This is a genomic window from Streptomyces sp. NPDC018610 (genome assembly GCF_044391765.1).
GTDB lineage: Bacteria > Actinomycetota > Actinomycetes > Streptomycetales > Streptomycetaceae > Streptomyces.
The window spans coordinates 212,876-234,629 of the sequence record NZ_JBISAL010000004.1 but is presented as its reverse complement, the minus strand read 5'-3'; the positions used below and the strand labels follow the sequence as shown (position 1 = coordinate 234,629).

Here is a 21,754-nt window from a genome sequence, read left to right as displayed (position 1 = left end):
GCGGTCAGGCGGCCGTGCCGCGGACCGGCCGCGTTCGGCGGCGCCGTGCCGCGGTCACTCGGCGTTCCTCTCGCCGAGACGGGCGACGAACACGCTGCGGCCGTTGGTCGCCTCCTGCGTCTGGATGCAGAGGCTGATCTCGATCAGCCTGCCGTCGCGGTGGAGGGCGGGCATGGTCACCCGCCGGCCGAGGATGTGCGCCTGTCCGGTCAGCAGCAGGGAGGTGAAGGCGGCGATGTGGCGTTCACGCAGGTGTTCCGGGACGATCACGATGATCCGCTGCCCGACGAGTTCTTCCGGGCGCCAGCCCAGGAGTTCGGCCGCTGCCGCGTTAGCGGCGATGATGCGGTTGCCGTCGTCGGCGGCGATCGTCGGCGTGCTGGTGGCCTGCAGCTGCCCGGGATCCCAGGGTGCCAGCTCGGGGGCCGTGGCGCTCGGCTCGCGGGGCATCGCGGGCCAGGCGGTGGGACCGTGCCCGGAGAGCTGGTCGGTGATCTGTCCGAGGAGCCAGCGGGTGGCGGCGCGGATCTGCGGCAGTGCCGGCCTGGTCAACAGCCTTCCCTGGCTGGCCGCTTCGTTGGCCGCTTCGAGGACCCGGCCCAGGCCGAGCACGGCTTCGCGGGCGTCGGCGGGCATCTGTACGCGCAGCGTGTACAGGTCTCCGCGGGAGTGGCTCTCGGACACGGCGGCCAGACGCTCGTTGATGAGGTGGTTGGTGTCGTGCGCGGTCAGCAGGTCGTCCAGCGGGGCGGAGGACAGGTCGCCCGCGAACGCGGCCATCAGCGATTCACGCAGCAACGCCTCGCGGTGCTGCTGGGCCGCCCTGTGCAGCGCGCCGGGCAGATCGACCAGCTCCACGGTCGCCGTCGCGCCGAGGGGCGCCGCGGGGACGCTCCAGCCGGAGGCCGGCGGCTCCGGTGTGCCGGGCCACAACTCGAACCAGACCGTCTTGCGGTCCTCACCGACGAGGACCCCGTGGGTGGAGGCCAGCTGTTCGACCATGGCCAGACCCCGGCCCGTACCGGCGTACGCGCTGCCGTCGGCCGGGGGCACCAGGACACGGTCGGGTCTGTGGTCGCTGACCTGGACGTGCACCCGTCCGTCCACGGCCCAGGCCTGCACCTCCACCTCGGTGTGCGCGTGCATCACCGCGTTGGTCACCAACTCGCTGACCAGCAGCTGCGCGGTGTCCACGACGTCCGGGACCGCGCCGTCCAGGACATCGCGCACGAACCGCCGGGCCGCCGCGGCACTCTGCGGGCGCGGCGGCAACCGGCACGACGGCGCTCCGGCCGGACCAGGGGTAGCCATGACCCCAGTGTGCCTGCCGGACCGCCCCTGCCGTGGCCGCGGGCCCTCCGGTGACCAGGGCGTGTCCGGCTTCGGCCGCTGCGGCCGTGACGCATGGCGGCGGCCTGCCGGACCAGGGGTGAGGACGCGGTCCCGGCCACCGGACGACCGAGGGCGTGCGGCATGAACGCCACCGGGTCGGGTCCCGGAGGCCACCCGACCGGGCTACGGACGCCGCCCCACCGGGCCACGGACACCGCCCCACCGTGGCCGGTGTGCGGGGCCCCGGCCTGTGGCAGGCCCACACGGACGGAAGGAGTCGTCCCCGGTCGTGGCCGGCTCGCCTGACGCGCACCGAGGAGGGCGTTTCGGCCTCGTCGTCCACCCGTCCGTGGAGGAGAGGGATCTCCTCCACGGACGAGCGTCTTCCGCGGCAGCCGCGGGTGCTTGCCGGACCGGGCGTTTCCTCTCGTGCGCCCGGCCTCAGCCGGCCTCTCGGCCCGGGGCGCCGTCGCCGGTCAGGGGTGACCGTGTCCGCGGGAGGCGGTGAGGTTGCCCGCGGGAGGCGGTGAGGTTGCCCGCGGGAGGCGGTGAGGGTGCCCGCGGGAGGCGGTGCCGGCGCGGCGCGGTCGCCGGCTACTGCGACACACGCACGTAGTCGACGAGCATCTTCTGCGGCAGCACGGTGGTGGCGTCCGGAGATCCGGGCCAGTCGCCGCCCACCGCGTTGTTGAGGATGATGTAGAAGGGGTGGTCGTACACCCACGGCCCACGGGTCTGTTCCACCGTCGAGCGCTCCGCCGTGAAGAAGCTCTTGCCGTCCACGGAGAAGGTCATGCGGCTGGAGTTCCAGTCCAGGGCGTAGGTGTGGAAGGCGGCGGCGAAGTCGCTGCCCGCGACCGTGTAGGGGGAACCGTAGCCGTTGCCGCCGTTGTAGGCGGGGGCGTGCAGTGTGGAGTAGACGGAGTCAGCGACCTTGCCGACGTGTTCCATGATGTCGATCTCACCGCAGTTGGGCCAGGGCGTGCCGGTCTTGAAGTTCGATCCCAGCAGCCAGAAGGCCGGCCACAGGCCCTGCGTGCCCGACACCTTGATGCGCGCCTCGACGTGGCCGTACGTGAAGTTGAAGTGGTCCGAGGTGTTGATCCGGCCCGAGGTGTACCGTCCGTCGGCCTCCTTGCGCGCCTCGATGACGAGGTTGCCGTTGCCGTCCATCGAGGTGTTGTCGCCGTTGGTGTAGTACTCCAGCTCGCCGTTCTGGCCGTTGCCCGGGTCCTGGGACCACTTCGTGGTGTCCGGCTTGGCGCCCGCCGGGCCGTTGAACTCGTCGCTCCACACCAGGCGTCCGGGGTTGCCCGGGTCGGCCGGGGGCGCGGGCGGAGCGGTGGGGTTCCCGCCCGTGCCGTACACGTCGAAGGTCCACAGGGAGTAGCCGTAGCCGTTGCTGCGCGCGGTGCCGTACATGCGCACCCAGCGTCCCGTGCCGTCGACGTTCAGGGTCTCCTTGAATCCCTTGCCGTTGGAAGTCGAGTAGATGCTGGTCCAGTTGACGCCGTCGGACGAGGTCTGGATCTGGTAGGCGGTGGCGTAGGCCGGGTCCCACTGGAGGACGACCTTGGTGATGTGCGCGCTCGCGCCGAGGTCGACGGCGATCCAGCCGGGATCCACCCAGCCGTTGACGTCGCTGGTCGCCCAGCGCGTGGCCGGGTCCTCGTCGAACGCCTTGGCGGGGGTGCAGTCGACGCAGCTGTTGGCGTTCTGGTAGGTCGAGGCGGTGGCCGGCTTCTTGTACGACAGCAGGGTCGCGCCGCCGCCCGGCGGGGTCGTCGTCCCTCCGGTGAAGACCTGGAACTCCCAGAGCGAGTAGCCGTACTGGGTGGCGCGGGTGGTGCCGTACACCCGGACGTACCTGCCGGTGCCGTTCGTCGAGATCAGCTCGGTGCCGCCGGGGCCGGTGTTCGTGCTGTAGACGCTGGTCCAGGAGGAGCCGTCGTCGGAGACCTGGATCTGGTAGGCCTTCGCGTACGCCGTCTCCCAGCTCAACTGGACGCCGCAGACGCTCTGTACGGAGCCGAGGTCGACCTGGAGCCACTGCGGGTCGGCGGCCGCGCTGGACCAGCGTGTACCGGCGTCGCCGTCGACCGCGGCGGTGGCCGGGGTGCCGGCGTTCTCGGTGGAGGAGGCGGTGGCGGGCCTGCCGAGTGCGGCGTCGGCGGTCGAGCAGGTGCTGCCGGCGCCGGCCGTGCCGTACACCTGGAACTCCCAGAGGGACACCCCGTACTGGGTGGCGCGCCGGGTGGTGGTGAGGCGGACGTACCGCCCGGAACCGCTGACGGTGAGGTTCTCGGTGCCGCCTCGGCCCGTCGTGGTGGTGTAGACGCTCTTCCACGTGGTGCCGTCGGTGGAGGTCTGGATCTCGTAGGCCGTGGCGTACGCCGTCTCCCAGTTCAGGGTGACGGAGCTGATCGTCGATCCGGTGCCGAGGTCGACCTGGAGCCACTGCGGGTCGGCGGCCGCGCTGGACCAGCGCGTACCGGCGTCGCCGTCGACCGCGGCGGTGGCCGGGGTGCCGGCGTTCTCGATGGAGGAGGCCGTGACCGGCTTCCCCTGCGAGAGGAGGGTTCCCGCGGCGCGGGCCGGGGACTGGGTGACGGCCAGGGTGAGAGCGGCGACGAGCACCGTCACACAGGCCAGGACCGTCGTTCGGAAGGATCTTTGAGAGGACAGGGCCGGGGGTCTGCCGATCACAGCGTCTCCTTGGTGTCGCCGGGCGGTGCGGGAACGCGCTCTCCAGCCGGCGCGACGGCGTCCTGCCGGTGACGCGTCGGCGAGGCGAACGACCCGGACCTCCGCTCGGTTCGATGCCCGCACGGTCCACGTCCGTCCCTGGCCGTTCTCGTCACGGCCTTGGCCGGACGAGGCGCCAGGGCCGCGCCGACCGCGAGCACGGACTCACCTCCCAGGAGGCGGGTCGGAGAGCGGGGTCAGGAGAGCGCCCTCCGGAACCATGCCCGTCCGTCATGCACCGGTCAAGAACTTCAACGCCTTTTCTTTTGCCTTGACTTAAGAGAGTGGAGTTCTGTCAGGCGGCTCGAAGGGGTTCGCGAGCGACCGTGCGGAACCAGTCGCGTCCGGGGTTCCGGACGGCGGTCCCGAACCTGACCGACAGGCACGTCGTCGCTCATGGGCTCACTCGATGCGTCGGGCACGCGCGTTCGTGCGTGCCGGTGCCGCGATCGTAGGGCGAGGCGTCGAGGGTCGTCCTCGTTCGTCGTCGTGACGCGGAGGTCGCGTCCCGTCCCGATGCCCGGGAATACACCTCCGGGCGGGGCGTTCTGTCATCGAGGGGGCGTTCCCTCGCGCGCCCGCCGCTGATGCGGATCACGTATTTTCACACAGGAGGACCACCTCATGAACGACTGGCCTTTGACCCTCATGGCGGTACACGCCCACCCCGACGACGAGGCCACCGGAACGGGAGGCGTCCTCGCGCGGTACTCGGCGGAGGGTGTCCGCACGGTTCTCGTGACGTGTACCGACGGCGGTTGCGGTGACGGGCCGGGGGGCGTGAAGCCGGGCGATCCCGGACATGATCCGGCGGCCGTCGCCTCGATGCGGCGCCAGGAACTCGCCGCCAGTTGCGAGGTTCTGAAAGTCGGTCATCTGGAGATGCTGGACTACGCCGACTCCGGGATGATGGGCTGGCCGACCAACGACGCCCCCGGGTCCTTCTGGCGGACGCCCGTGGAGGAGGGCGCCGCCCGACTCGCGGAACTCATGCTGCGCTACCGGCCCGACGTGGTCGTCACCTACGACGAGAACGGCTTCTACGGCCACCCCGACCACATCCAGGCCAACCGCATCACGATGGCGGCGCTGGCGATGACCGGGCTGACACCGAAGGTGTACTGGACGACGGTGCCGCGCTCGATGATGCAGCGGTTCGGGGAGGTCATGCGCGAGTTCGGTGCGGAAGGGCAGGAGCCGGATCCCGCCGAGACCGCCGCGATGGCCGAGATCGGACTCCCCGACGAGGAGATCACCACCTGGGTGGACACCACCGAGTTCGGCGGCCAGAAGTTCGACGCGCTGGCCGCGCACGCGAGCCAGGGCGAGAACATCTTCTTCCTCAGGATGGGCCGGGAACGGTTCACCCAGTTGATGGGCGTCGAGACCTTCGTACGCGTCCAGGACACCACCGGCGCGGCCCTGCCCGAGAAGGACCTCTTCGCCGGACTGCGCTGATCCGCCCGCCCGCCGGGGCCCGGCGGGGCCCACGGTCCGCATGACTCGGGCCGGGCGCGCCACCACGTCGGCCGACGCCGGCCGGCCACCGGCATGCTCGGCGGCGGTCAGGCGGAGTGGCGCGCCCGGCGCCGGTGGCGGTCCGCTCCGGGCCGCCCCGGGGGCATGCCCGCGGCCTGCTGCATCGGCAGCACCGATGTCACCGGGTCGGGGGAACGGAACACCTGCTGCCGGGCCGGAGGCCCTGACCCGGTGTGATGATCACACGGAGACGATACGAGGGCTCCGGTCAGTCACCGCGCCCGGCAGGAGGACCCACCGATGAACCTCACCGTGAAGCACCTTCTCGGCGTCGCCGCGGCGATCGCCATGGGCGCGCCGGCTCTGCTCGGCACGGCCGCCTCCCCCGCCGTCGCCGCCCCAGGCGCCCACTGCGAGCGCGCCGAGCAGGACATGTGGGAGAGCGGGCCCAGCCGCAGCGTGACCGCCCGTGATTGCAGCATTCCGTCCTACGGGAAGCGCTGGTACACCGTCGAGATCGACACCCTCGTGCAGACCCACTACAAGGGCGACACCCTGGACGGCGGGGTCGACCGCACCAGGACCCTGCACGACCAGACCATCAGGTGCCTCGGCTACACCTCCGACGCCGACAAGGGCACGGTCGACTGGTTCGGCTGCCCTCCCGTGTGACGCCTGCGCATGCGTCGCCGGGCCAGGCGCGCGGGCCGGCGGGCAGGATCGAGCCGTCTCGGGCTCGGCCCGGATCCACGAGCGGCTGTTGTGGTTCCCTGTCATCCCGAGCACCGCAGCGGGCCGGCACCGGCCCGCACGGCGCTCGGCGGAGCACCGGGTCACCGATCCGTGTGCGGCCCGAGGCCGTCCCGCTAGTCATGACCGGGGAGCGTGCCCCATCGAGCCGAGCCGAGCCGATGCCGGCGCGGAGGACGCCCCGGTGTCTCGCCGTCACCCGCGTCCTCGCCCGGGAGGTCTGCGATCGCGTGGACCGGGCATACGGGCTTCACCTCTTCGGAAGTCGGAAAGGAGCTCGTTCATGCTCGGCATAGTCTCGGCGGTGCTGTTCTTCGTGGCGTTCCTGATCAACGCGGCGGACCTCAGCACCAACGATGTGTTCTCTTCGACGAACGTCATGCTGCTGGGGCTGACCGCTCTGGCCCTGCACGTGGCCGGAGTCGGCGCCGGCTGGGCCCGCAGACGCTGACTCCCCGTCCCCGGCCCCCGCTGAGCCCTGGCCGGCCGACCCGCACAGCGGCCAAGGACCAGCAGGGGCAGGCCGGTTCTCGAACTGATGGGGCGTCCGCGGTTCCGGCCTTCTGGTCAGTGGCTTCCCGCTCGGGCGAGGGCGTCGGCTGCCTGCGCTGCCGACGCGGCGACGAATCGGCCGCGTGCGGCCGGTCGTCGACGAGGTCGACGCCCTCGCCGGCCGGTGAACCCTTCCGGTCACGGCCCCAGCCCTCCGCCGCGGGAGACAGCGGCGGCCGGCTCGCCGCCGGCCGACCCGCCCATGGACGTCGGCGCGATGGGGTGGTGAACACCAGACGACTTCGTGAACGCCGGCGACGATGCCATGCCCGGCATCGTCGGTCCCTTCACAGGCCTTGGAGCGCCTTGCGGAGCCGTTCCTCCAGGGCGGCCCGCGCCGACGTCCATCTCCGCACGGCGTCTTGGGAGTCAGCGATCCAGTCCAAGGATTCCGTCCGCGCCCAAGAGCTCTCGTACGAGCCGATGTCGAGGCCGTGCTCGGCGAGCTGCTGCTCCCGACGTTCTTCCCACTCCCGGCGCTCATCGGCCTCGTGATGATCGATCCATGTCAGCCCCTTGAGGAACTGCTGTGCCAGCCGACGATCCTCGTCCTCCAGCACCTCGCCATGTCTGATCAGGAAGCCATTGATCTTCGGCACCTCGGCGCGCAGATCCCGTCCCCCCGGGTTCCAGCGTGACTGGACTTCTAGCTCACGGAGCTTGTCCAGCAGTTCCCGCAGGGCTTCGAGACGCTGCCGGTCGTACGTTCCGCGGGCGATACGACGTCGCTCCGCCTGCTCCAGTTCCCGGCGCGCCGCTTCGTTCTCGGCCTGTCGCCGCTCGCTGCGTCGCCACTGGAGGTAGCCCATGACGGCGACGAACACCGTGGCGCCCACGGGCAGCACAGCAGTCAGTAACTCCACGGGCGCATTGTGCAGGCGCGGTGTCCCCTTGGCCAGTACCCGAGTTCAGAGCCAGGCGCCACCGTGTCCGGCTTCTTCCGGATCACGCGCGGCTCCCTCCAGGTCGGAGTTCGCCGGCCCCGGCGCGGGCATCCAGGTGAGCGGCGATGCGTGCGGCCGTTGAGCGTGCGGCGTCGTCCTCCAACAGACGCGCCTGCGTGCACGACCAGTTCGTCGAAGTGGCACAGCCTCGCCTCCCGCTTCCGGGCACCGACGAAGCCGCCGCTCGGGATGCCCGGCCCGCGGCTTCCGCGCGGCCCTCGCGCATGATGAGTTCCTCGTTGGGCGTCGCCAGGTGTTCCGACCAGAGATCGGCCATGCCTCCGGGGCGAGATGGAGCGCGCTCGACTGGCCGCGCCTCGCGCCCCGTAGGGGCGCGCACCCGGCCTGTCGTGGCGCTCGGCAGGTGTCACACCAGGTCTGCCGCACGCTCCTGGGCGGGATCCTCGGGTGCCGGGTGATCCGGACCGTCGGCCGGGGCGGCAGCACGGAGCGCCGCTTCGACCCGGCGGTTGTCGGTCATGGAGGCCGTGACGGCCGTCATCGTCAGGAGGAGGGCGCCGGCGGCGTAGACCGGGGTGCGGATGTCGTAGGTGGTGGCCAGCCAGCCGCCGAAGAAGGCCCCGACGGGGGCGGCGCACATGGCGAGCATGCGGGAGGTGGAGGTGACCCGGCCCATGAGGTGGGCGGGGACGATCGCCTGTCGGAGGGAGGGGCTGAGCACCATGGTGGCGCCCATGCCGACCCCGCAGACGGCGAGCGCGAGGCCGGCGGCGTACGCGTCGGGAGCGGCGGCCAGGCACAGGATGGCGAGCCCTTCGACGGCGGCTGTGCAGGTCAACGCGGTGCCGGTGCCGAGTCGTCGGCCGAGGAAGGAGGCGATGCCCGCGCCGAGCAGGCCACCGGTGGCCTCCACCGTGAGGAGCAGGCCGAAGCCGTAGGTGTCGATGCCGAGGCGGTCGTGCGCGAAGAGGGCGAGGACGGTCTCGACCGCGAGGAAGGCGATGTTCCCGACCGCCGGGCGGAGCGCGAGCCCGAGCAGCAGCCGGTCCCGGAAGACGTACGAGGCGCCGGCGCGTGCCTGCCGCAGCAGTGGCTCGCGGACCTCCGGCACGGGCCGGGGCAGGGCGGGCAGCGTACGGACGAGCAGTGCGGAGAGCATGAACGACACCGCGTCGGCGAGCAGGGGAAACGCTCGCCCGAGCGCGAGCAGGGCACTGCCCGCAGGCGGTCCCGCGAAGCCGGACATGGCGGTCTGGGCCCCGCGCAGGCGGGAGTTGGCGCGCTCCAGAAGTGCGGGGTCGCGGTGGAGCAGGTCCGGCAGATAGGCCGTGGCGGCCGTGTCGAAGAGGAGTCCGCCGAGGCCGAGCAGGAAGGCGACGGCCGCGAGCAGGGGGATGCTCAGGACGTCGAGGGCGGCCGCCACCGCGGGTATCGCGAGCAGCGCCGCACGTGCCGTGTCCGTGACCCACATCGTGCGCCGGCGGTCCCAGCGGTCCACCAGTGCACCGCCGAGCACCCCGAAGAGCAGCCACGGCAGCGTTCCGGCGGCCGTGACCACGGCGAGCGCCATCGGGTCCCGCGTCAGCGTCAACGCGAGCAGCGGCAGCGCGGCATGTGTCACCCCGTCACCGAACGAGGACACCGTCTGCGCGGTCCACAGCCGTCCGAATCCGGTCGGCAACGTGCGAGCGTCCAAGGTCACTTGACGTCCCCCTCGGTCTGCTCGCGCGAGGCCGGGTGGAAGAGCGCGAAGACGAGCGACGCGTCGGGCAGCGAGGGGTCGGACAGCTCCCGGTACTCGTCCGCCAGTGCCTGCAGCCGTGCCCCCAGTTGTGCGAACTGCTCCTCGGTGAGCCGCAGATGGGCCATCCGTACGTGTCGTTCGCCGTCCGTCGGCGCCGCCTCCAGGTCCGCCACCGCATGCCGCATCAGCACATCCGGCCCTCCCTCGCCCGGATCCGGCAGGACGATCGCCCGCGCGGCCATCGCGTAGTACCGCTCGGTGACCCCCCGGACCTTCCGTGTCCGTACCACCTTCACCAGGCCGGCCCGCTCCAGCAGCCGCACGTGATAGCTGGAACTCCCCTTCGCGAGGCCGACCCGCTCGGCGATCTGCGTGATCGTCGCCGGCTCGAAGCGGAGCACGGCCATGATCCGGTGACGTGTGAGGTTGGAGACGGCGCGCAGCTGCTCGTCAGTGGTGACGTGGAACGTCTCGGGTAGGTCGTCGGTAGGCATGCGAGCAATGGTCAACGTTTCTTGACCATTGCGCAAGGGGATATCTCGAGCTGTCCGAAAACGGGCTGGGCCACGGTGGCGGCCTCTGGAAGCGAGGCGTGCGGCCTCGACGGGGGGTCCGGCCGATCGGAACTTCCGGGGAACCGGGGGACGCTCTACCGGCGGACCGCCGAGATCAGTCCGCCGGGCCGCTCCTCGCGCCGCGGCGGGGTGCCGATCGGGCGGCCGTAGGCGGCAGCGCGCTCGCGCAGGGTGTGGCAGGTGGCCTCCCAGCCGTGTCCGGCCAGCCAGGCCACCGGGTCGTCGGGCGTCTCCGAGACCCACAGGGACGCCGCCGATCCCGGCGCGGCGTCCGCGCCGAAGCGATCGATAACCCCCCGCGAGCCCAACGTCAGCCCCATCCGGCTCCCTGCCGCCGACCGCGCGCCGATCCGGGCCAGCAGCGTCTCCACCGCGTCCTCGGGCAGATAGATCAGCAGTCCTTCGGCGATCCACACGGTCGGCGCGGCCGGGTCGTGCCCCGCGGCGGCCAGCGCGCTCGGCCAGTCCTCACGCAGATCCACCGCGACGGTGATGCGCTCGCAGCGTGCGACGGCCCGCTCCTGGCGCAGCACCGATGCCTTGAAGTCCAGTGGCGCGCAGGTGTCGACCTCGAACAGCCGGGTGCCCTCGGGCCAGTCCATCCGGAAGGCCCGGCTGTCCATGCCGGCGCCGAGGAGCACGACCTGCCGGACCCCGGACGCGGAGGCCTGCCGCACCAGGTCGTCGAGGAACTTCGTCCTGATGACGATGGAGAACGACACGGCCAGCCGGCGGCGTCGCGCGGCCTCGTCACCGGGCGGCGGCGAGGAGGGCCACAGGCCGCCGGCGGCGGCGAAGGCCCGTGCCAGCGGGTCGCGGAACAGCGCGTCCTCCCGCTCGGTCTCCAGGGCCCGCACCCGGGCCACCCCCACCGCCGTGGCCCACACGCCCGACGGCCGCACCCGCTCTCGCTCATCAGTCACCGCGCCACCCTAGGAGATGGGTTCCAAGGGCTCCGGCGAGGGGGTCGCGTCACGCTCACCCGGTCCGCTGTCGGCTCCGCTCGCGGTATCCGTCCAGGACGTCCTGGCGCAGCAGGAGGCCGAACTCCACCGGCTTCTTCGGCACCGCCGGCACGGGAGGCCGGCGACGGCATCGTCGTCCGTCGACCAGCTCCTCCCCTCTTCATCCCCGTTGCCGGCCGGGCCGACGGAATCGGTCGAGGCCCGGGTAAATGCGTCGACAGGGCCTCTCGGCACCCGGCACAGTGGCTGTCCGTGACGAGCAGTGAGCTGTGGACCCGTGCGACCGCCGAACGCTACGACGCCGAGGAGACCGAGATGTCCTCGGCCGCCGTTCTCGGGCCGACTCTCGCCTTCCTCGCCGAGCTCGCCGGAGACGGCCGGGCACTGGAGTTCGCGATCGGAACCGGACGCGTGGGCGTGCCGCTCCGGGAGCGCGGCGTGCCGGTGGTGGGCATCGAACTGTCCGAGCCCATGGCAGCGGTCCTGCGGCGCAAGATCGACGAGGACACGCTCCCGGTGACCATCGGGGACATGGCCACCACCGTCGTGCCCGGCGAGTTCACCCTGGTCTATCTCGTCTACAACACCCTCTCGAACCTGCTCACGCAGGACGAGCAGGTCGAGTGCTTCCGCAACGCCGCGCGCCATCTGGCGCCCGGCGGCCGCTTCGTCATCGAGCTGGGCGTGCCGCCGCTGCGGCTCCTGCCGCCCGGCCAGGTCGCGGTGCCGTTCGACGTCTCCGAGCGGCATCTCGGCTTCGACACCTTCGACCTGGTCGAGCAGATCCTCGTCTCGCACCACTTCACCCGCGGCGGTGACGACGGCCGCTACCGCCGCGACGACTCCCGGCACCGGTACGCCTGGCCGGCAGAGCTCGACCTGATGGCACGGCTCGCCGGGCTGGAGCGGGAACGCCGCGTCGCGGACTGGGACGGGACGCCGTTCACCCAGGACTCCGCCAAGCACATCTCCGTGTGGCGCAAGCCGGCTTGAGGCCGGCCACCGGACCGCCGACGTCGGCCGCTGTCTGTCCTGAAACCTCTGTCGGGACGCTTCGCCTTCGGCTGCCCACCACCCACGAAGCCTGGCATGCCTCGGTCAAATCTGTCACTCTTTGGCAGTCGTGGCCCCGACCCCAGAGGGGCGCGACCGGATCCTGAACACCGCAACGCGCAAGCCCTACCCACGGCCGCCCCGGCGCACCCCAGCCGATCCGGCGGCCTTCGAGCAGGCCGGGACCCCGGCCGCCGTAGAAGGAGTAGCGTGTGAGACCGACCCCCCACAAGGCCCTCGGCATCGGTGCGCTCACCGTCGCCGCCGTGGCCGCCCTCGTCCTCCCCGGCTCCCCCGCCGCCGCCCGAACAGGTGCGGCTCCAGCCGCCGCCCGCTCGGATGTGGCCCCCGCCGCCTGCACTCCGGCCCAGGTGGTCACCAACGGCGGTTTCGAGAGCGGGACTTCACCGTGGACCCAGTCCACGTCCAGCGTGATCACCAGCCGCTCCGGACAGACCGCCCACGGCGGCGGCGCCTACGCGTGGCTGGACGGAACCGGCGGCACCCGCACCGACACCCTCACCCAGAGCGTCACGATCCCCTCCGGGTGCTCCACCGCCACCCTGAGCTACTGGCTGCACATCGACACCGCCGAGACGACCTCCTCCACGGCCTACGACAAGCTGACCGTGAAGCTGGGCGGCAGCACACTGGCCACCTACTCGAACCTGAACAAGAACACCGGCTACGTCCAGAAGACGGTCGACGTGTCCTCGTTCGCCGGGCAGACCGTGAACCTGTCCTTCACCGGCGCCGAGGACTCCAGCCTCCAGACCAGCTTCGTCCTCGACGACGTCGCCCTCGACACCTCCGGCGGCACGACCCCGCCGGCCGACTCCACCCGCACCCCGGCGGCGCCCGCGTACACCGTCAGCCTCAGCAGCGACACCGCCGGCACCGTCTGGAACGGCCACGAGAGCGTCACCTTCACCAACGCCTCCGCCACCGCGCTGAGCGAGGTCTACCTGCGGCTGTGGGACAACTACCACGGCAGCTGCGACGCCATGCCGATCAGGGTCGGCAACGTCACCGGCGGGACCGCCGGCGCCCTCTCGGTGGCCTGCACCGCCCTGAAGGTCGACCTGCCGACCCCGCTCGCCCAGGGCCAGAGCGCCACCGTCGGCTTCGACCTCGGCATCACCGTGCCCAGCGGCGCCGATCGGTTCGGCCACGACGGCGCGTTCAGCTTCATCGGCAACGCCCTGCCCGTCCTCGCGGTCCGCGACGGCGCCGGCTGGCACCTGGACCCGTACACCGACAACGGCGAGGCCTTCTACTCCCTGGCCGCCGACTTCAAGGTGACCCTCGACCACCCCAGCGGCCTGCTCGTCCCGGCCACCGGCACCTCCACCGACACCCCCGGCTCCAGCGGCCGTACGGTGACCACGGCCACCGCTTCGAAGGTCCGCGACTTCGCCTGGGCCGCCGGTCCGTTCAGCAAGATCTCCGGCACCTCGCCCGGCGGCGTCGCGGTGAACGTGTACTCCGTCTCGGGCATCAGCTCCGCCAACGCCCAGTCCATGCTGAGCACCGCCAAGAGCGCGGTCGACTCCCACGCCTCCCGCTTCGGCGCCTACCCCTACGGCGAGCTGGACGCCGTCATCGACAACAACTACTGGTTCGGCGGCATGGAGTACCCCGGCTTCGTCCTCGACCTGGTGAGCACCACCGCGCTGACCCACGAGATCGGCCACCAGTGGTGGTACGGCATCGTCGGCGACGACGAGTACAACAGCCCCTGGCTGGACGAGGCGTTCACCGACTACGCCACCGACCTCGCCCAGGGCAAGACCGGCGCCAACTGCTGGAGCGGTGTCTCCTGGGCCTCCGGCACCGAGAAGATCACCAACTCGATGGCCTACTGGGACGCCCACTCCTCGCGCTACTCCACCGTCGTCTACGGCTACGGCAAGTGCGCCCTGCACGACCTGCGCCGGCTCATCGGCGACAGCGCGATGACGAAGCTGCTGAAGGACTACGCCACCGCGCACTGGTACGGCGTGTCGACCACGGCCGAGTTCAAGGCGGCGGCCCAGGCCGCCACCGGCACGGACCTCACCTCCTTCTGGACCCAGCACCGCATCGACGGCTGACCGGGCCCGGCCCTCGTCGTCGCCCGGAGGGATGAACTCCGGGCGGCGGCGGCACAGTCGGGCGGCACCCGAGACGCGGTGCCGCCCGATCACCGCCGGAGGAGGCAGTCAGCCACGGTGAGCGGCCTCGCCGTCCTGGTCAGGCGAGATCCGTCAGGTCCTCCGCGAACACCTGTGACAGCGGCTGAGGCCCCACGTACTGCTGGCAGTTGCACTGGCCGGCCTCATAACGCAGCGGCTTCTTGTTCTCGTCCCAGGCCACCGGCACCTCGACGCGCTCATGGCACCGGCCCTTCCTGTCGTGCTTGGCGAGATGGTGCGTGCATCCGCACACCGGCTCCGGGGCCTTGTTCGCGGCTTCGACGGCCAGGCGCTCCTGTCTCGCCGCCTCCAGCAACTCCAGTTTGCGCTCATGCCGGTTACGCAGTGCGGTGCGGACGTTGTCAGCGACCCACGCGAAGCCACCCGTCCAGAAGACGATGAGCACCACCCAGAGCCAGTTCATCCGCCCTCTCCTCCCCCTGTGCCGCTGCGGACCAGCATAGGTGGCTCGTCACAGGCGCGGTCGCATGATGGAGCTCATCTCGTGGAACAGCGGGGTGGACGGGCCGCATCCGGGCATCGCTCCGTCCGGCCCGTCGACGCTTCGATCACGCCCCGGGGGGCGACTTCCGGCATGTACGCGGTCGCTCCGCACCGCGACATACCGGTCCCTCGTCCGGGCGTCGCCCACCAGGGCCAGATGCGCCCTAGAGGACGGCGACCGTCGTCTCGTCGCCGTACCGGAACCCGTCGTTGTCGAAGTAGAAGACCGTGACCTCGACCTTGTCCCCCTTGTCGAAGTGCGCGCCCGCGGCCGGGCGCATGGTCACCAGCGCGACGTGGTCGTTGTAGTCGCAGACCAGCTTGTCCTTCTTGACGGTGCCCGCGGCGATGGACTGGTCGTGCGGACTGTGGTTGAGCGTCGTGGCGTTGGCCACGAGCTCGTGGTCCATGCCGGTGTCGCAGGAGTAGGTGACCTTCACCTGCAGGCCGGGGGTGTGCAGCGACACCTTCCCGATCGACAGCAGGTTGGCCTTGGCCGCCGCCGAAGGCGCGGTCGCCAGGGCCCCGGCGCCGATCAGAAGAGCGGCGACCGCGGTTCCCGCGACGCGTCGGCGGAGACTGGATGACGTCATCCTGGTTTCTGCCTTCCCCCTTGCGCGATCACCCATGGTCGGTGCGTGGAGAGACTCCAGCTGGGCGGGTGACCGCGGAAGTTGATCAATTCGTCCTGGATGCTACGTGATCTCCCGACGAGCCCATGCCCGGATCGCCGACGATGCGTTGTGAGGAACCCCGCAGCCCTCCGGACGAACCACTCCCGGCTCGACGACGTCGGCGGCGGGGCGCACACCTCACTGTCCCGCGGGCCGGGTCCCGCTCGGCTGGTCGTACATCCGCACGTCGCGCGCCGTCGCCGGCGGCATCACCCGGGCGAGGCCGATCTCGCGGACGTGGCCCGAGTCGCGGTGAGCCGCGAACGCCGCCGAGTCGACGTACTTCTCAACGCTCACGAACCGCCGGGTGAGTACACGTCGCAGGAGAGACAACCCGGTTATCCGACACGCGGTGGTCAACTACCCATGACCGCAGCTCACTTCTGCCAAAAACCGATCACCCGTCAGACATGTCCCGTAGGCTTCCCCACGGACAACGCGTGACACGGGGGGATGGCGGCAGTGTCCGGTGACAGATCGAATCCTCGATGGGGGCCGCCCCACACGCCCTCGGCCGGTGACCGTCTGGACGCCCAGGCAGGTGACCAGGGCCGGATCTACCAGGCGGCGGGTGACGTCAACAGCAGCACGATCAACAACAACAGCACGGTCAACTACAACCGCCACACCGGATGGGCCGCCCTGGCCGTCGTGGTCGTCGCCGCCGTCGGCGTGGTGAGCGCGTACACCCTCACCCACGACCGGCCGGACAAGGGGTCCAGCCGCATCTCCTCCCTCTCGTCCCAGGGCTCCTCCGCCACGGAGCCGACGGCACAGGGCGGCACCGCCAGGTCGCCGGGTGGCGCCGCCGACCAGGGCGCCGCGAGCACCGCGGGCGCCCGGACGGCGACGCCGAAAGACCCTCCGCGAGGGCCGGCCGCCGAGCCCGTCGTCCAGTGGCAGGGCACACTGGTGCTCAGCCAACAGGGCATGAATCTCGACGGCAGCCACCCCAGCCAGAAGTCGTCCCTCTTCGACAGTGTCGACATTCAGCTCATAGCGCTCGGCTCCGGAGTTCAGCTCATGGCCTCCGCGGACAACGTGTCCGTCGCGCTGTGGAAGGGACAGGGTGCGGAGCCCGGGCAGGCGGAGTGCGACGAAGCGACCGACACCGGCGGACTGATGGCGGCGTCGTTGCGGCAGGGCGCCGTGGTGTGCGTGCGGACCGACCAGAACCGCATCGCCCGGCTGAAGGTCGTCAAGTCCTCCGAGGTGAACTTCGCCGCTGTCGTGGAGTTCGAGACCGTCGTGTGGAAGCCCGCCGCCTGAGCCGCGTAGGAGCGGCGACGTGTCGTCGTACATGCGGTCGGCCGGAAGGCAGTCAGCAGTCAGCAGTCAAGGGAAGGCGACATGGATCCTCTGGTGATGACCGCGGCGAGCGCCCTGGTGAGCTCGATGGCCACCGACGCCTGGCAGCAGGCGCGTTCCGGGGCGCTCACCCTGTGGCGACGAACGCACCCCGAGCGGGTCCCGGCCGTCGAGGGAGAGCTGGCCGAGGTGCGGGACGAAGTACTGGCGGCCCGGGAGAGGGACGACCAGGAGACCGAGGCCGAACTGGTCAGGGACTGGCGGCGGCGACTTCAGCGGCTGGTGGACTCCGACCCCGCTGTGGAGCAGCAACTGCGGCGGGTGCTGGAGGAGGTCCTGAACCCGCTCCTGCCGCGGAGCAGCGCGCCGAGCCCCGGTTCGGTGACGATGCGGGCGCGCGCCGGGGACGACTCCTGGATCAACCAAGCAGGCGGTGACATCACCATCCGTCACACCGACGACGAACGGAATGCGCGGGGCTCGGCCTGATGCGGCGGCAAGCCCGACGGCGGTACGGCACGGCGCAGCAGGGCACCCGTGTGCCCTTCTCCCCGGGTCCGGCACCTCCATGAGACTGTCGGCGGCCTCGACGACCTGCGCAGAGCCCGCCCCTGGGGTGGGGACCGGCCAGTGGGATCCGAACCGCGGACGGCCGGCGTGGGACGAAGACCTCCGGGGGCGAGATCCGGGGGCGCCGTCCACCCGGAGCGGGAGACGCGCGTCAGGGCTCCCGGGCGGGAGTCGGGACGTCCGGCGTGAGCAGGCCGCGTTCCCTCAACTCCGCCCAGAGCGCGTCCGGGACGGGCCGTCGGAGCAGGGCGGCGGCGTCCTCGGCCTCGGCGGCGCTGCGGGCGCCGGCCAGGACACTGGTGACCGCCGGGTGACCGAACGGGAAACGCAGGGCGGCGGCGCGCAGGGGAACACCGTGTCGCTCGCAGAGCGCCCGCAGGTCCCGGGCGCGTGCCAGCAGGTGCTCGGGCGCGGCGGCGCAGTCGAAGGTGGCGCCGGCGTGCGGGTCGGCGAGCAGACCGGAGTTGAAGACGCCGCCGATGACGACTCCGACGCCGCGCTCGGCCGCGAGCGGCAGCAGTTCGGCGAGGCCGTGCTGGTCGAGCAGGGTGTAGCGGCCGGCCAGCAGGACGGCGTCGACGTCGGTCTCCCGGATGAAGCGGGCGAGCAGGTCCGCCTGGTTCATGCCGCAGCCGATCGCACCGAGCACTCCTTCGCCGCGCAGCCGTTCCAGCCGCTCGGGCGAGCAGCGGCCGCCCACGAGGGATCCCGGGGCCGGGCCCGTCACCCCATGACCGCGCGGGCCGCGTCCAGGAACGCAAGCCGGTTGTCCTCCAGGTAGTCCCGCACGCTCTCGCCGTCCGGCAGGCCTTCCCACACCGTTCGGTTGAGGTCGAGGAAGTAGGCGCGGGCGGCGTCGTGCACGGGCAGGGGGAACTGGATGCGGATGAGCCGTTCCGCGACCCACAGTCTGTTCATGACGTCGCGGGTCGTGAGGAACCACTCGTGGGTGTCGTCCCACTCGGGGGGCCGGCTGAAGGCGGAGCGTTCGGCTTCGGCCCCCACTTCGACGAACCGCTCCAGCAACGCCAGCCGTTCCGCTCGCCGGGCCTCCGACAAGGAGATCTGCTGCCGTCGCTGTTCCGCGCGTTCCGCCGAGAGTTGAGTCCTGTGCTGCACGAGGTAGGACAACGAGCCGCCGAGGGCGACGCCGCCCAGCGATATGAGTGACACCCACACCTGACCTGACATGGCCGTCATCGTGTCACGCCGTGGATCTTCGGGACCCTCTTGCCGTCAAGATCGCCCGCCACGATCGTCACCGATCCGGGGCCGCGTCACCGATTCGGGATGGCCTCACCGATCCGGGATGGCGTCACCGGTCCAGGCCATCGTCACCGCTCCGGGTCGTCGTGACCGGTCCGGGCCCGTCGGCACCGGTCCGGTACGGGCACCGCCGATCTCGCCGGATTCAACAGTTAACCGCGTCCTGTTGAAAACGGACCGATGAACGCGTCTTGAACAACCTCCGGAACCTAAGCCAGAGTTCAGGGCGGCGGCGCACCCCCAAGCGCCGCTGGACCGGCATCGCACGTCCCGCCGACGGCTGTCTCCGCCATAGGAGACTCTCCGAATTCCCCACTCGCGGATGTGTCATGCCCATGCAGAGAGGAAAGCTGTGCACGTTTCTCGGATATCCCTGGTGGCCACCGCGGTCGGCACGCTGCTGTCAGCCGCCGTCGCCACGGGCGCCGCCCAGGCTGCCCCCTCCCCCACCGCACCCCGCTACCAGCCGGCCATGGTCGCCGCGCTGGCCGCCTCCCTCGGCGTCAGCGAGGACGCGACGGTGGCCCGGCTCGACCACCAGGCCTCCCAGCAGGACGAGTTGACCGAGCTCAGCCGCTCGGGCGTGGCGACGGACGGCGCCTACTTCACCGCGGACGGCAAGCTGACGGTGAACGTCTCCTCCGCCGCCGCGGCCGCGAGGGTCAGACAGCACGGGCTCGCCGCGCGCGTTCCGCAGCGCGGCGCGCGTGCCCTGGACCGCGTCAAGGCCTCGCTCGACGCGCGGGCCCTCCGCGACGCCCCCGACGGCGTTGCCTCGTGGTCGGTGGACCTGCCGAGCGACACCGTCACCGTGCACGTCGCCCCCGGCCGGACCTCCGCGGCGGCGAAGTCGTTCCTGGAGGCCGCGGCCTCCCACGGCAGCGCGGTACGGATCGTCCACGACGGGCAGCGGCTGGCCCCCCAGTCGACGGTCTACCCCGGCAGCAGGATGACCTGGAACAACAGCCAGGGCAGCTGGATCTGTTCCGTCGGCTACGGCGCCCACGACTCCTCGGGACGTCAGTACCTCGTGAGCGCCGGCCACTGCGTGGCCGACCTCACCGACCTGTACTACAACAACGCCCACTTCGCGAAGGGCGTCCACAGCCGCTACGCCCTGGGCCGCCGGAGCGTCGACATGGGCATCGCCCAGGTCGACACCGACGACTCGGTCGCCCCCCAGGTCGGCACCTGGGGCCAGGGGCCGAACGTCGCCGTCAAGGGCAGCAGGCGCGCGGCCTCCGGCGCCTCGCTGTGCAAGTCGGGGCAGACCACCGGTTGGACCTGCGGCGCGGTGAAGTCGTACAACGTCTCCGTCACCTACACCGACGAGCACGGCGGGCCCGACACCGTGGTCACCGGACTGGCCAGTTCATCGGTGTGCACGCAGGGCGGTGACAGCGGCGGCGCGTACATCTCCGGCAACCAGGCGCAGGGCATGACCTCCGGCGGCCCCACCGGCCAGCAGTGCTCGGGCACCGGCTCCGGCGGCTCGTCGTACTTCCAGCCCCTCGACGACGCCCTGTCCTACTACGGCCTGACGCTCGACATCAGCTGATCGCCGAGTCGCACGACACCGGGCGGGTCCGCTGAAGGCGGGCCCGCCCTGGCCAGGCGTATGATCCCGCACGACGGGACGCGCACCAGCGACGCGGAGGCGCCATGAGAAGGCCGCACCGGGCCGAACCCGCCGACGAGATCCCCACCTCCTCCGGGCACCTCGCCGCTCCGGACACCGCCGGCACCTTCGCCGCCGTCTTCCGTGACGCCGTCCAGCGACGCGGCCTCTCCCTCGACCGGGTGCGCGAGCGGCTGGCCGCCCAGGGCATCAGCGTCAGCCTCGCCACCCTGAGCTACTGGCAGCGCGGACGCAGCCAGCCGGAACAGGCCCACTCCCTGCGCGCCGTGGACGCCCTGGAAGACATCCTCGACCTTCCGTCGGGAACCCTGAGGTCCCTCATCGGACCGAGCCGCCCCCGCGGCCGCATCACCACCAAGGCCCCCGGACTGGACCTCTCCCGCAAGGTCTTCGGAGAGCGGTCCCCCGTCGAACTCGCCCTGGGTGCCGAATTCGCGGAGTTCAACGACGACTTGATCTCGTTGAGCATCCACGAGACGGTGCGGATCGACGCGCACCGCCGGTGCCGGGCCATCACCGTTAAGCAGGTCATGCGGGCGACGCGGGACGGGGCGCGCCACGTCACCGTCGTGCACGACGAGATACCCGCCGAGTCCGCGACCGTCACCGCTCACCACGGCCGGCTCGGCACGGTGCGCCGGCTGCCCGAGCTGCAGGCCGTCGTCGCCGAACTGGAATTCGGCCGCCCCCTGGCCCGCGACGAGTCCGCGCTGATCGCCTACACGCTGCGGTACGGCCCCGAGCCGGCGGAAGCGCTGCACCACGAGCGGCGTCTGCGCACCAGCCCGCACGAGTACCTGCTGCACATCTGCTTCCACCCCGACGCACTGCCGACGCGTTGTCATCGCTTCTTCAAGGAGCGGATCGACACACCCAGGCGCTACGAGCGCCGCATCGCCCTGGATGTGTCACACGCCTCGCACATGCTGCTCCACAAGTGCCCGCCCGGCGTACACGGCATCTCCTGGCAATGGCCCCGCTGACCGGCCGGTCCGAGACGACGCCGCCGGGTCGTTCCGAGCCGGGCCGGCCTGTCGGCGCGTGCGGGACGGGCGCCGACGTGGCCGCGGTGCGTCAGCCCGCTGTCGTGCCCTGCGGGGCCTGTTCTCGCGTGAACCCGTGGCTCCGCTCCACTTTCGCCACGTGCAGCGTGTAGCTCTCGTACCACTCGGCCCGCCCACGCTTCTGCGCCGCACGGTGCTCGGCGTTGCGCCGCCACTCCGTGAGGGAGTCGGCATCGCGGAAGTACCCGACGGTGATGGACAGCCCCCCGGGTGTCCGCGCGTGATCCATCCCCAGGAACCCGGGGACGTCCTTCACCAGTTCTTCCATGCGTGCGTCGGTCTCGCTGTAGCCGCTCTGGTCCTGGGTCCGCACCGAGGTGAAGACAGCCACGTAGTACGGAGGTTCATGGGCGCCGACGGGCGCGACAGGCAGTTTTGAGTGATCGCTCATGGCCGCCACCGTAAGGCGGGACGGGCCCGGCGATCCAGCGTCTTTCCCGAACGGGACGCTCGAG

The 21,754-nt window shown here is 71.4% G+C and carries 20 protein-coding genes and 1 pseudogene; 9 read left to right on the top strand and 12 right to left on the bottom strand.

The features are described from left to right. Positions 1-54 precede the first annotated feature (54 nt). Both ACH5A8_RS12900 and ACH5A8_RS12895 read right to left on the bottom strand, forming a co-directional pair. Positions 55-1,311, bottom strand: a complete 1,257-nt coding sequence (locus tag ACH5A8_RS12900) for an ATP-binding protein (protein WP_399001035.1) — start codon at positions 1,309-1,311, stop codon at positions 55-57. A gap of 615 nt (positions 1,312-1,926) precedes the next feature. Then, positions 1,927-3,975: a discoidin domain-containing protein gene (locus ACH5A8_RS12895; protein WP_399001033.1), complete on the bottom strand. Its 2,049-nt coding sequence runs from the start codon at positions 3,973-3,975 to the stop codon at positions 1,927-1,929. Between the two features lie 726 nt (positions 3,976-4,701). Here ACH5A8_RS12895 and ACH5A8_RS12890 point away from each other — a divergent pair. From ACH5A8_RS12890 to ACH5A8_RS12880, 3 genes are all read left to right on the top strand, one after another. After that, a complete protein-coding gene (locus ACH5A8_RS12890) occupies positions 4,702-5,535 on the top strand; it encodes a PIG-L family deacetylase (protein WP_399001031.1) in 834 nt (277 codons plus the stop codon). A 321-nt stretch (positions 5,536-5,856) separates the two neighbouring features. Beyond that, positions 5,857-6,228, top strand: a complete 372-nt coding sequence (locus tag ACH5A8_RS12885; protein ID WP_399001029.1) for a hypothetical protein — start codon at positions 5,857-5,859, stop codon at positions 6,226-6,228. 361 nt (positions 6,229-6,589) lie between these two features. Then, complete coding sequence (locus ACH5A8_RS12880) at positions 6,590-6,757, top strand: hypothetical protein (RefSeq protein ID WP_399001027.1); 168 nt, start codon at positions 6,590-6,592, stop codon at positions 6,755-6,757. Between the two features lie 388 nt (positions 6,758-7,145). Here the strand turns inward: ACH5A8_RS12880 and ACH5A8_RS12875 are convergent, their stop codons facing one another. From ACH5A8_RS12875 to ACH5A8_RS12860, 4 genes are all read right to left on the bottom strand, one after another. Further along, complete coding sequence (locus ACH5A8_RS12875; RefSeq protein ID WP_399001025.1) at positions 7,146-7,721, bottom strand: hypothetical protein; 576 nt, start codon at positions 7,719-7,721, stop codon at positions 7,146-7,148. Positions 7,722-8,169: 448 nt separating this feature from the next. Further along, positions 8,170-9,444, bottom strand: coding sequence for an MFS transporter (locus tag ACH5A8_RS12870; RefSeq protein WP_399001498.1), 1,275 nt, complete (start codon positions 9,442-9,444; stop codon positions 8,170-8,172). A 17-nt stretch (positions 9,445-9,461) separates the two neighbouring features. Next, complete coding sequence (locus ACH5A8_RS12865) at positions 9,462-10,001, bottom strand: ArsR/SmtB family transcription factor (protein WP_399001024.1); 540 nt, start codon at positions 9,999-10,001, stop codon at positions 9,462-9,464. 155 nt (positions 10,002-10,156) lie between these two features. Then, entirely contained in the window at positions 10,157-10,969 is an 813-nt protein-coding gene (locus ACH5A8_RS12860; RefSeq protein ID WP_399001496.1) for a class I SAM-dependent methyltransferase, read from the bottom strand. A gap of 330 nt (positions 10,970-11,299) precedes the next feature. Here ACH5A8_RS12860 and ACH5A8_RS12855 point away from each other — a divergent pair, with 330 nt between their 5' ends. Both ACH5A8_RS12855 and ACH5A8_RS12850 read left to right on the top strand, forming a co-directional pair. Further along, on the top strand, positions 11,300-12,040 hold the full coding sequence (locus ACH5A8_RS12855) for a class I SAM-dependent DNA methyltransferase (RefSeq protein ID WP_399001022.1): 741 nt from the start codon (positions 11,300-11,302) through the stop codon (positions 12,038-12,040). Between the two features lie 272 nt (positions 12,041-12,312). Next, entirely contained in the window at positions 12,313-14,193 is a 1,881-nt protein-coding gene (locus ACH5A8_RS12850) for a M1 family aminopeptidase (RefSeq protein WP_399001020.1), read from the top strand. A gap of 139 nt (positions 14,194-14,332) precedes the next feature. On the opposite strand, the gene ACH5A8_RS12845 is transcribed toward ACH5A8_RS12850, so the two are convergent. From ACH5A8_RS12845 to ACH5A8_RS12835, 3 genes are all read right to left on the bottom strand, one after another. Continuing rightward, the gene (locus ACH5A8_RS12845; RefSeq protein WP_399001018.1) at positions 14,333-14,698 is read right to left on the bottom strand and encodes a hypothetical protein; all 366 of its coding nucleotides are present in this window, start codon (positions 14,696-14,698) and stop codon (positions 14,333-14,335) included. Between the two features lie 244 nt (positions 14,699-14,942). Beyond that, positions 14,943-15,371 carry a hypothetical protein gene (locus ACH5A8_RS12840; protein ID WP_399001016.1) on the bottom strand — a complete coding sequence of 143 codons (429 nt, stop codon included), beginning with the start codon at positions 15,369-15,371 and terminating at the stop codon, positions 14,943-14,945. A 219-nt stretch (positions 15,372-15,590) separates the two neighbouring features. Beyond that, entirely contained in the window at positions 15,591-15,749 is a 159-nt protein-coding gene (locus ACH5A8_RS12835) for a hypothetical protein (protein WP_399001014.1), read from the bottom strand. 165 nt (positions 15,750-15,914) lie between these two features. Between ACH5A8_RS12835 and ACH5A8_RS12830 the strand changes: the two genes are divergently transcribed. Continuing rightward, complete coding sequence (locus ACH5A8_RS12830) at positions 15,915-16,721, top strand: hypothetical protein (protein WP_399001012.1); 807 nt, start codon at positions 15,915-15,917, stop codon at positions 16,719-16,721. A gap of 81 nt (positions 16,722-16,802) precedes the next feature. Continuing rightward, complete coding sequence (locus tag ACH5A8_RS12825) at positions 16,803-17,249, top strand: hypothetical protein (RefSeq protein ID WP_399001010.1); 447 nt, start codon at positions 16,803-16,805, stop codon at positions 17,247-17,249. A gap of 232 nt (positions 17,250-17,481) precedes the next feature. On the opposite strand, the pseudogene ACH5A8_RS12820 reads toward ACH5A8_RS12825, so the two are convergent. Then, positions 17,482-18,003 (bottom strand): annotated as a pseudogene (locus tag ACH5A8_RS12820) (aldo/keto reductase); the annotation flags it as partial. Between the two features lie 50 nt (positions 18,004-18,053). Further along, complete coding sequence (locus ACH5A8_RS12815; RefSeq protein WP_399001008.1) at positions 18,054-18,530, bottom strand: hypothetical protein; 477 nt, start codon at positions 18,528-18,530, stop codon at positions 18,054-18,056. Positions 18,531-18,918: 388 nt separating this feature from the next. On the opposite strand from ACH5A8_RS12815, the gene ACH5A8_RS12810 reads away from it, so the two are divergent. Together ACH5A8_RS12810 and ACH5A8_RS12805 are read left to right on the top strand one after the other, a co-directional pair. Beyond that, positions 18,919-20,154: a S1 family peptidase gene (locus tag ACH5A8_RS12810; protein ID WP_399001006.1), complete on the top strand. Its 1,236-nt coding sequence runs from the start codon at positions 18,919-18,921 to the stop codon at positions 20,152-20,154. Positions 20,155-20,258: 104 nt separating this feature from the next. After that, entirely contained in the window at positions 20,259-21,218 is a 960-nt protein-coding gene (locus tag ACH5A8_RS12805; protein WP_399001004.1) for an XRE family transcriptional regulator, read from the top strand. A gap of 91 nt (positions 21,219-21,309) precedes the next feature. Here the strand turns inward: ACH5A8_RS12805 and ACH5A8_RS12800 are convergent, their stop codons facing one another. Beyond that, complete coding sequence (locus ACH5A8_RS12800; RefSeq protein ID WP_399001001.1) at positions 21,310-21,690, bottom strand: antibiotic biosynthesis monooxygenase family protein; 381 nt, start codon at positions 21,688-21,690, stop codon at positions 21,310-21,312. Positions 21,691-21,754 lie beyond the last annotated feature (64 nt).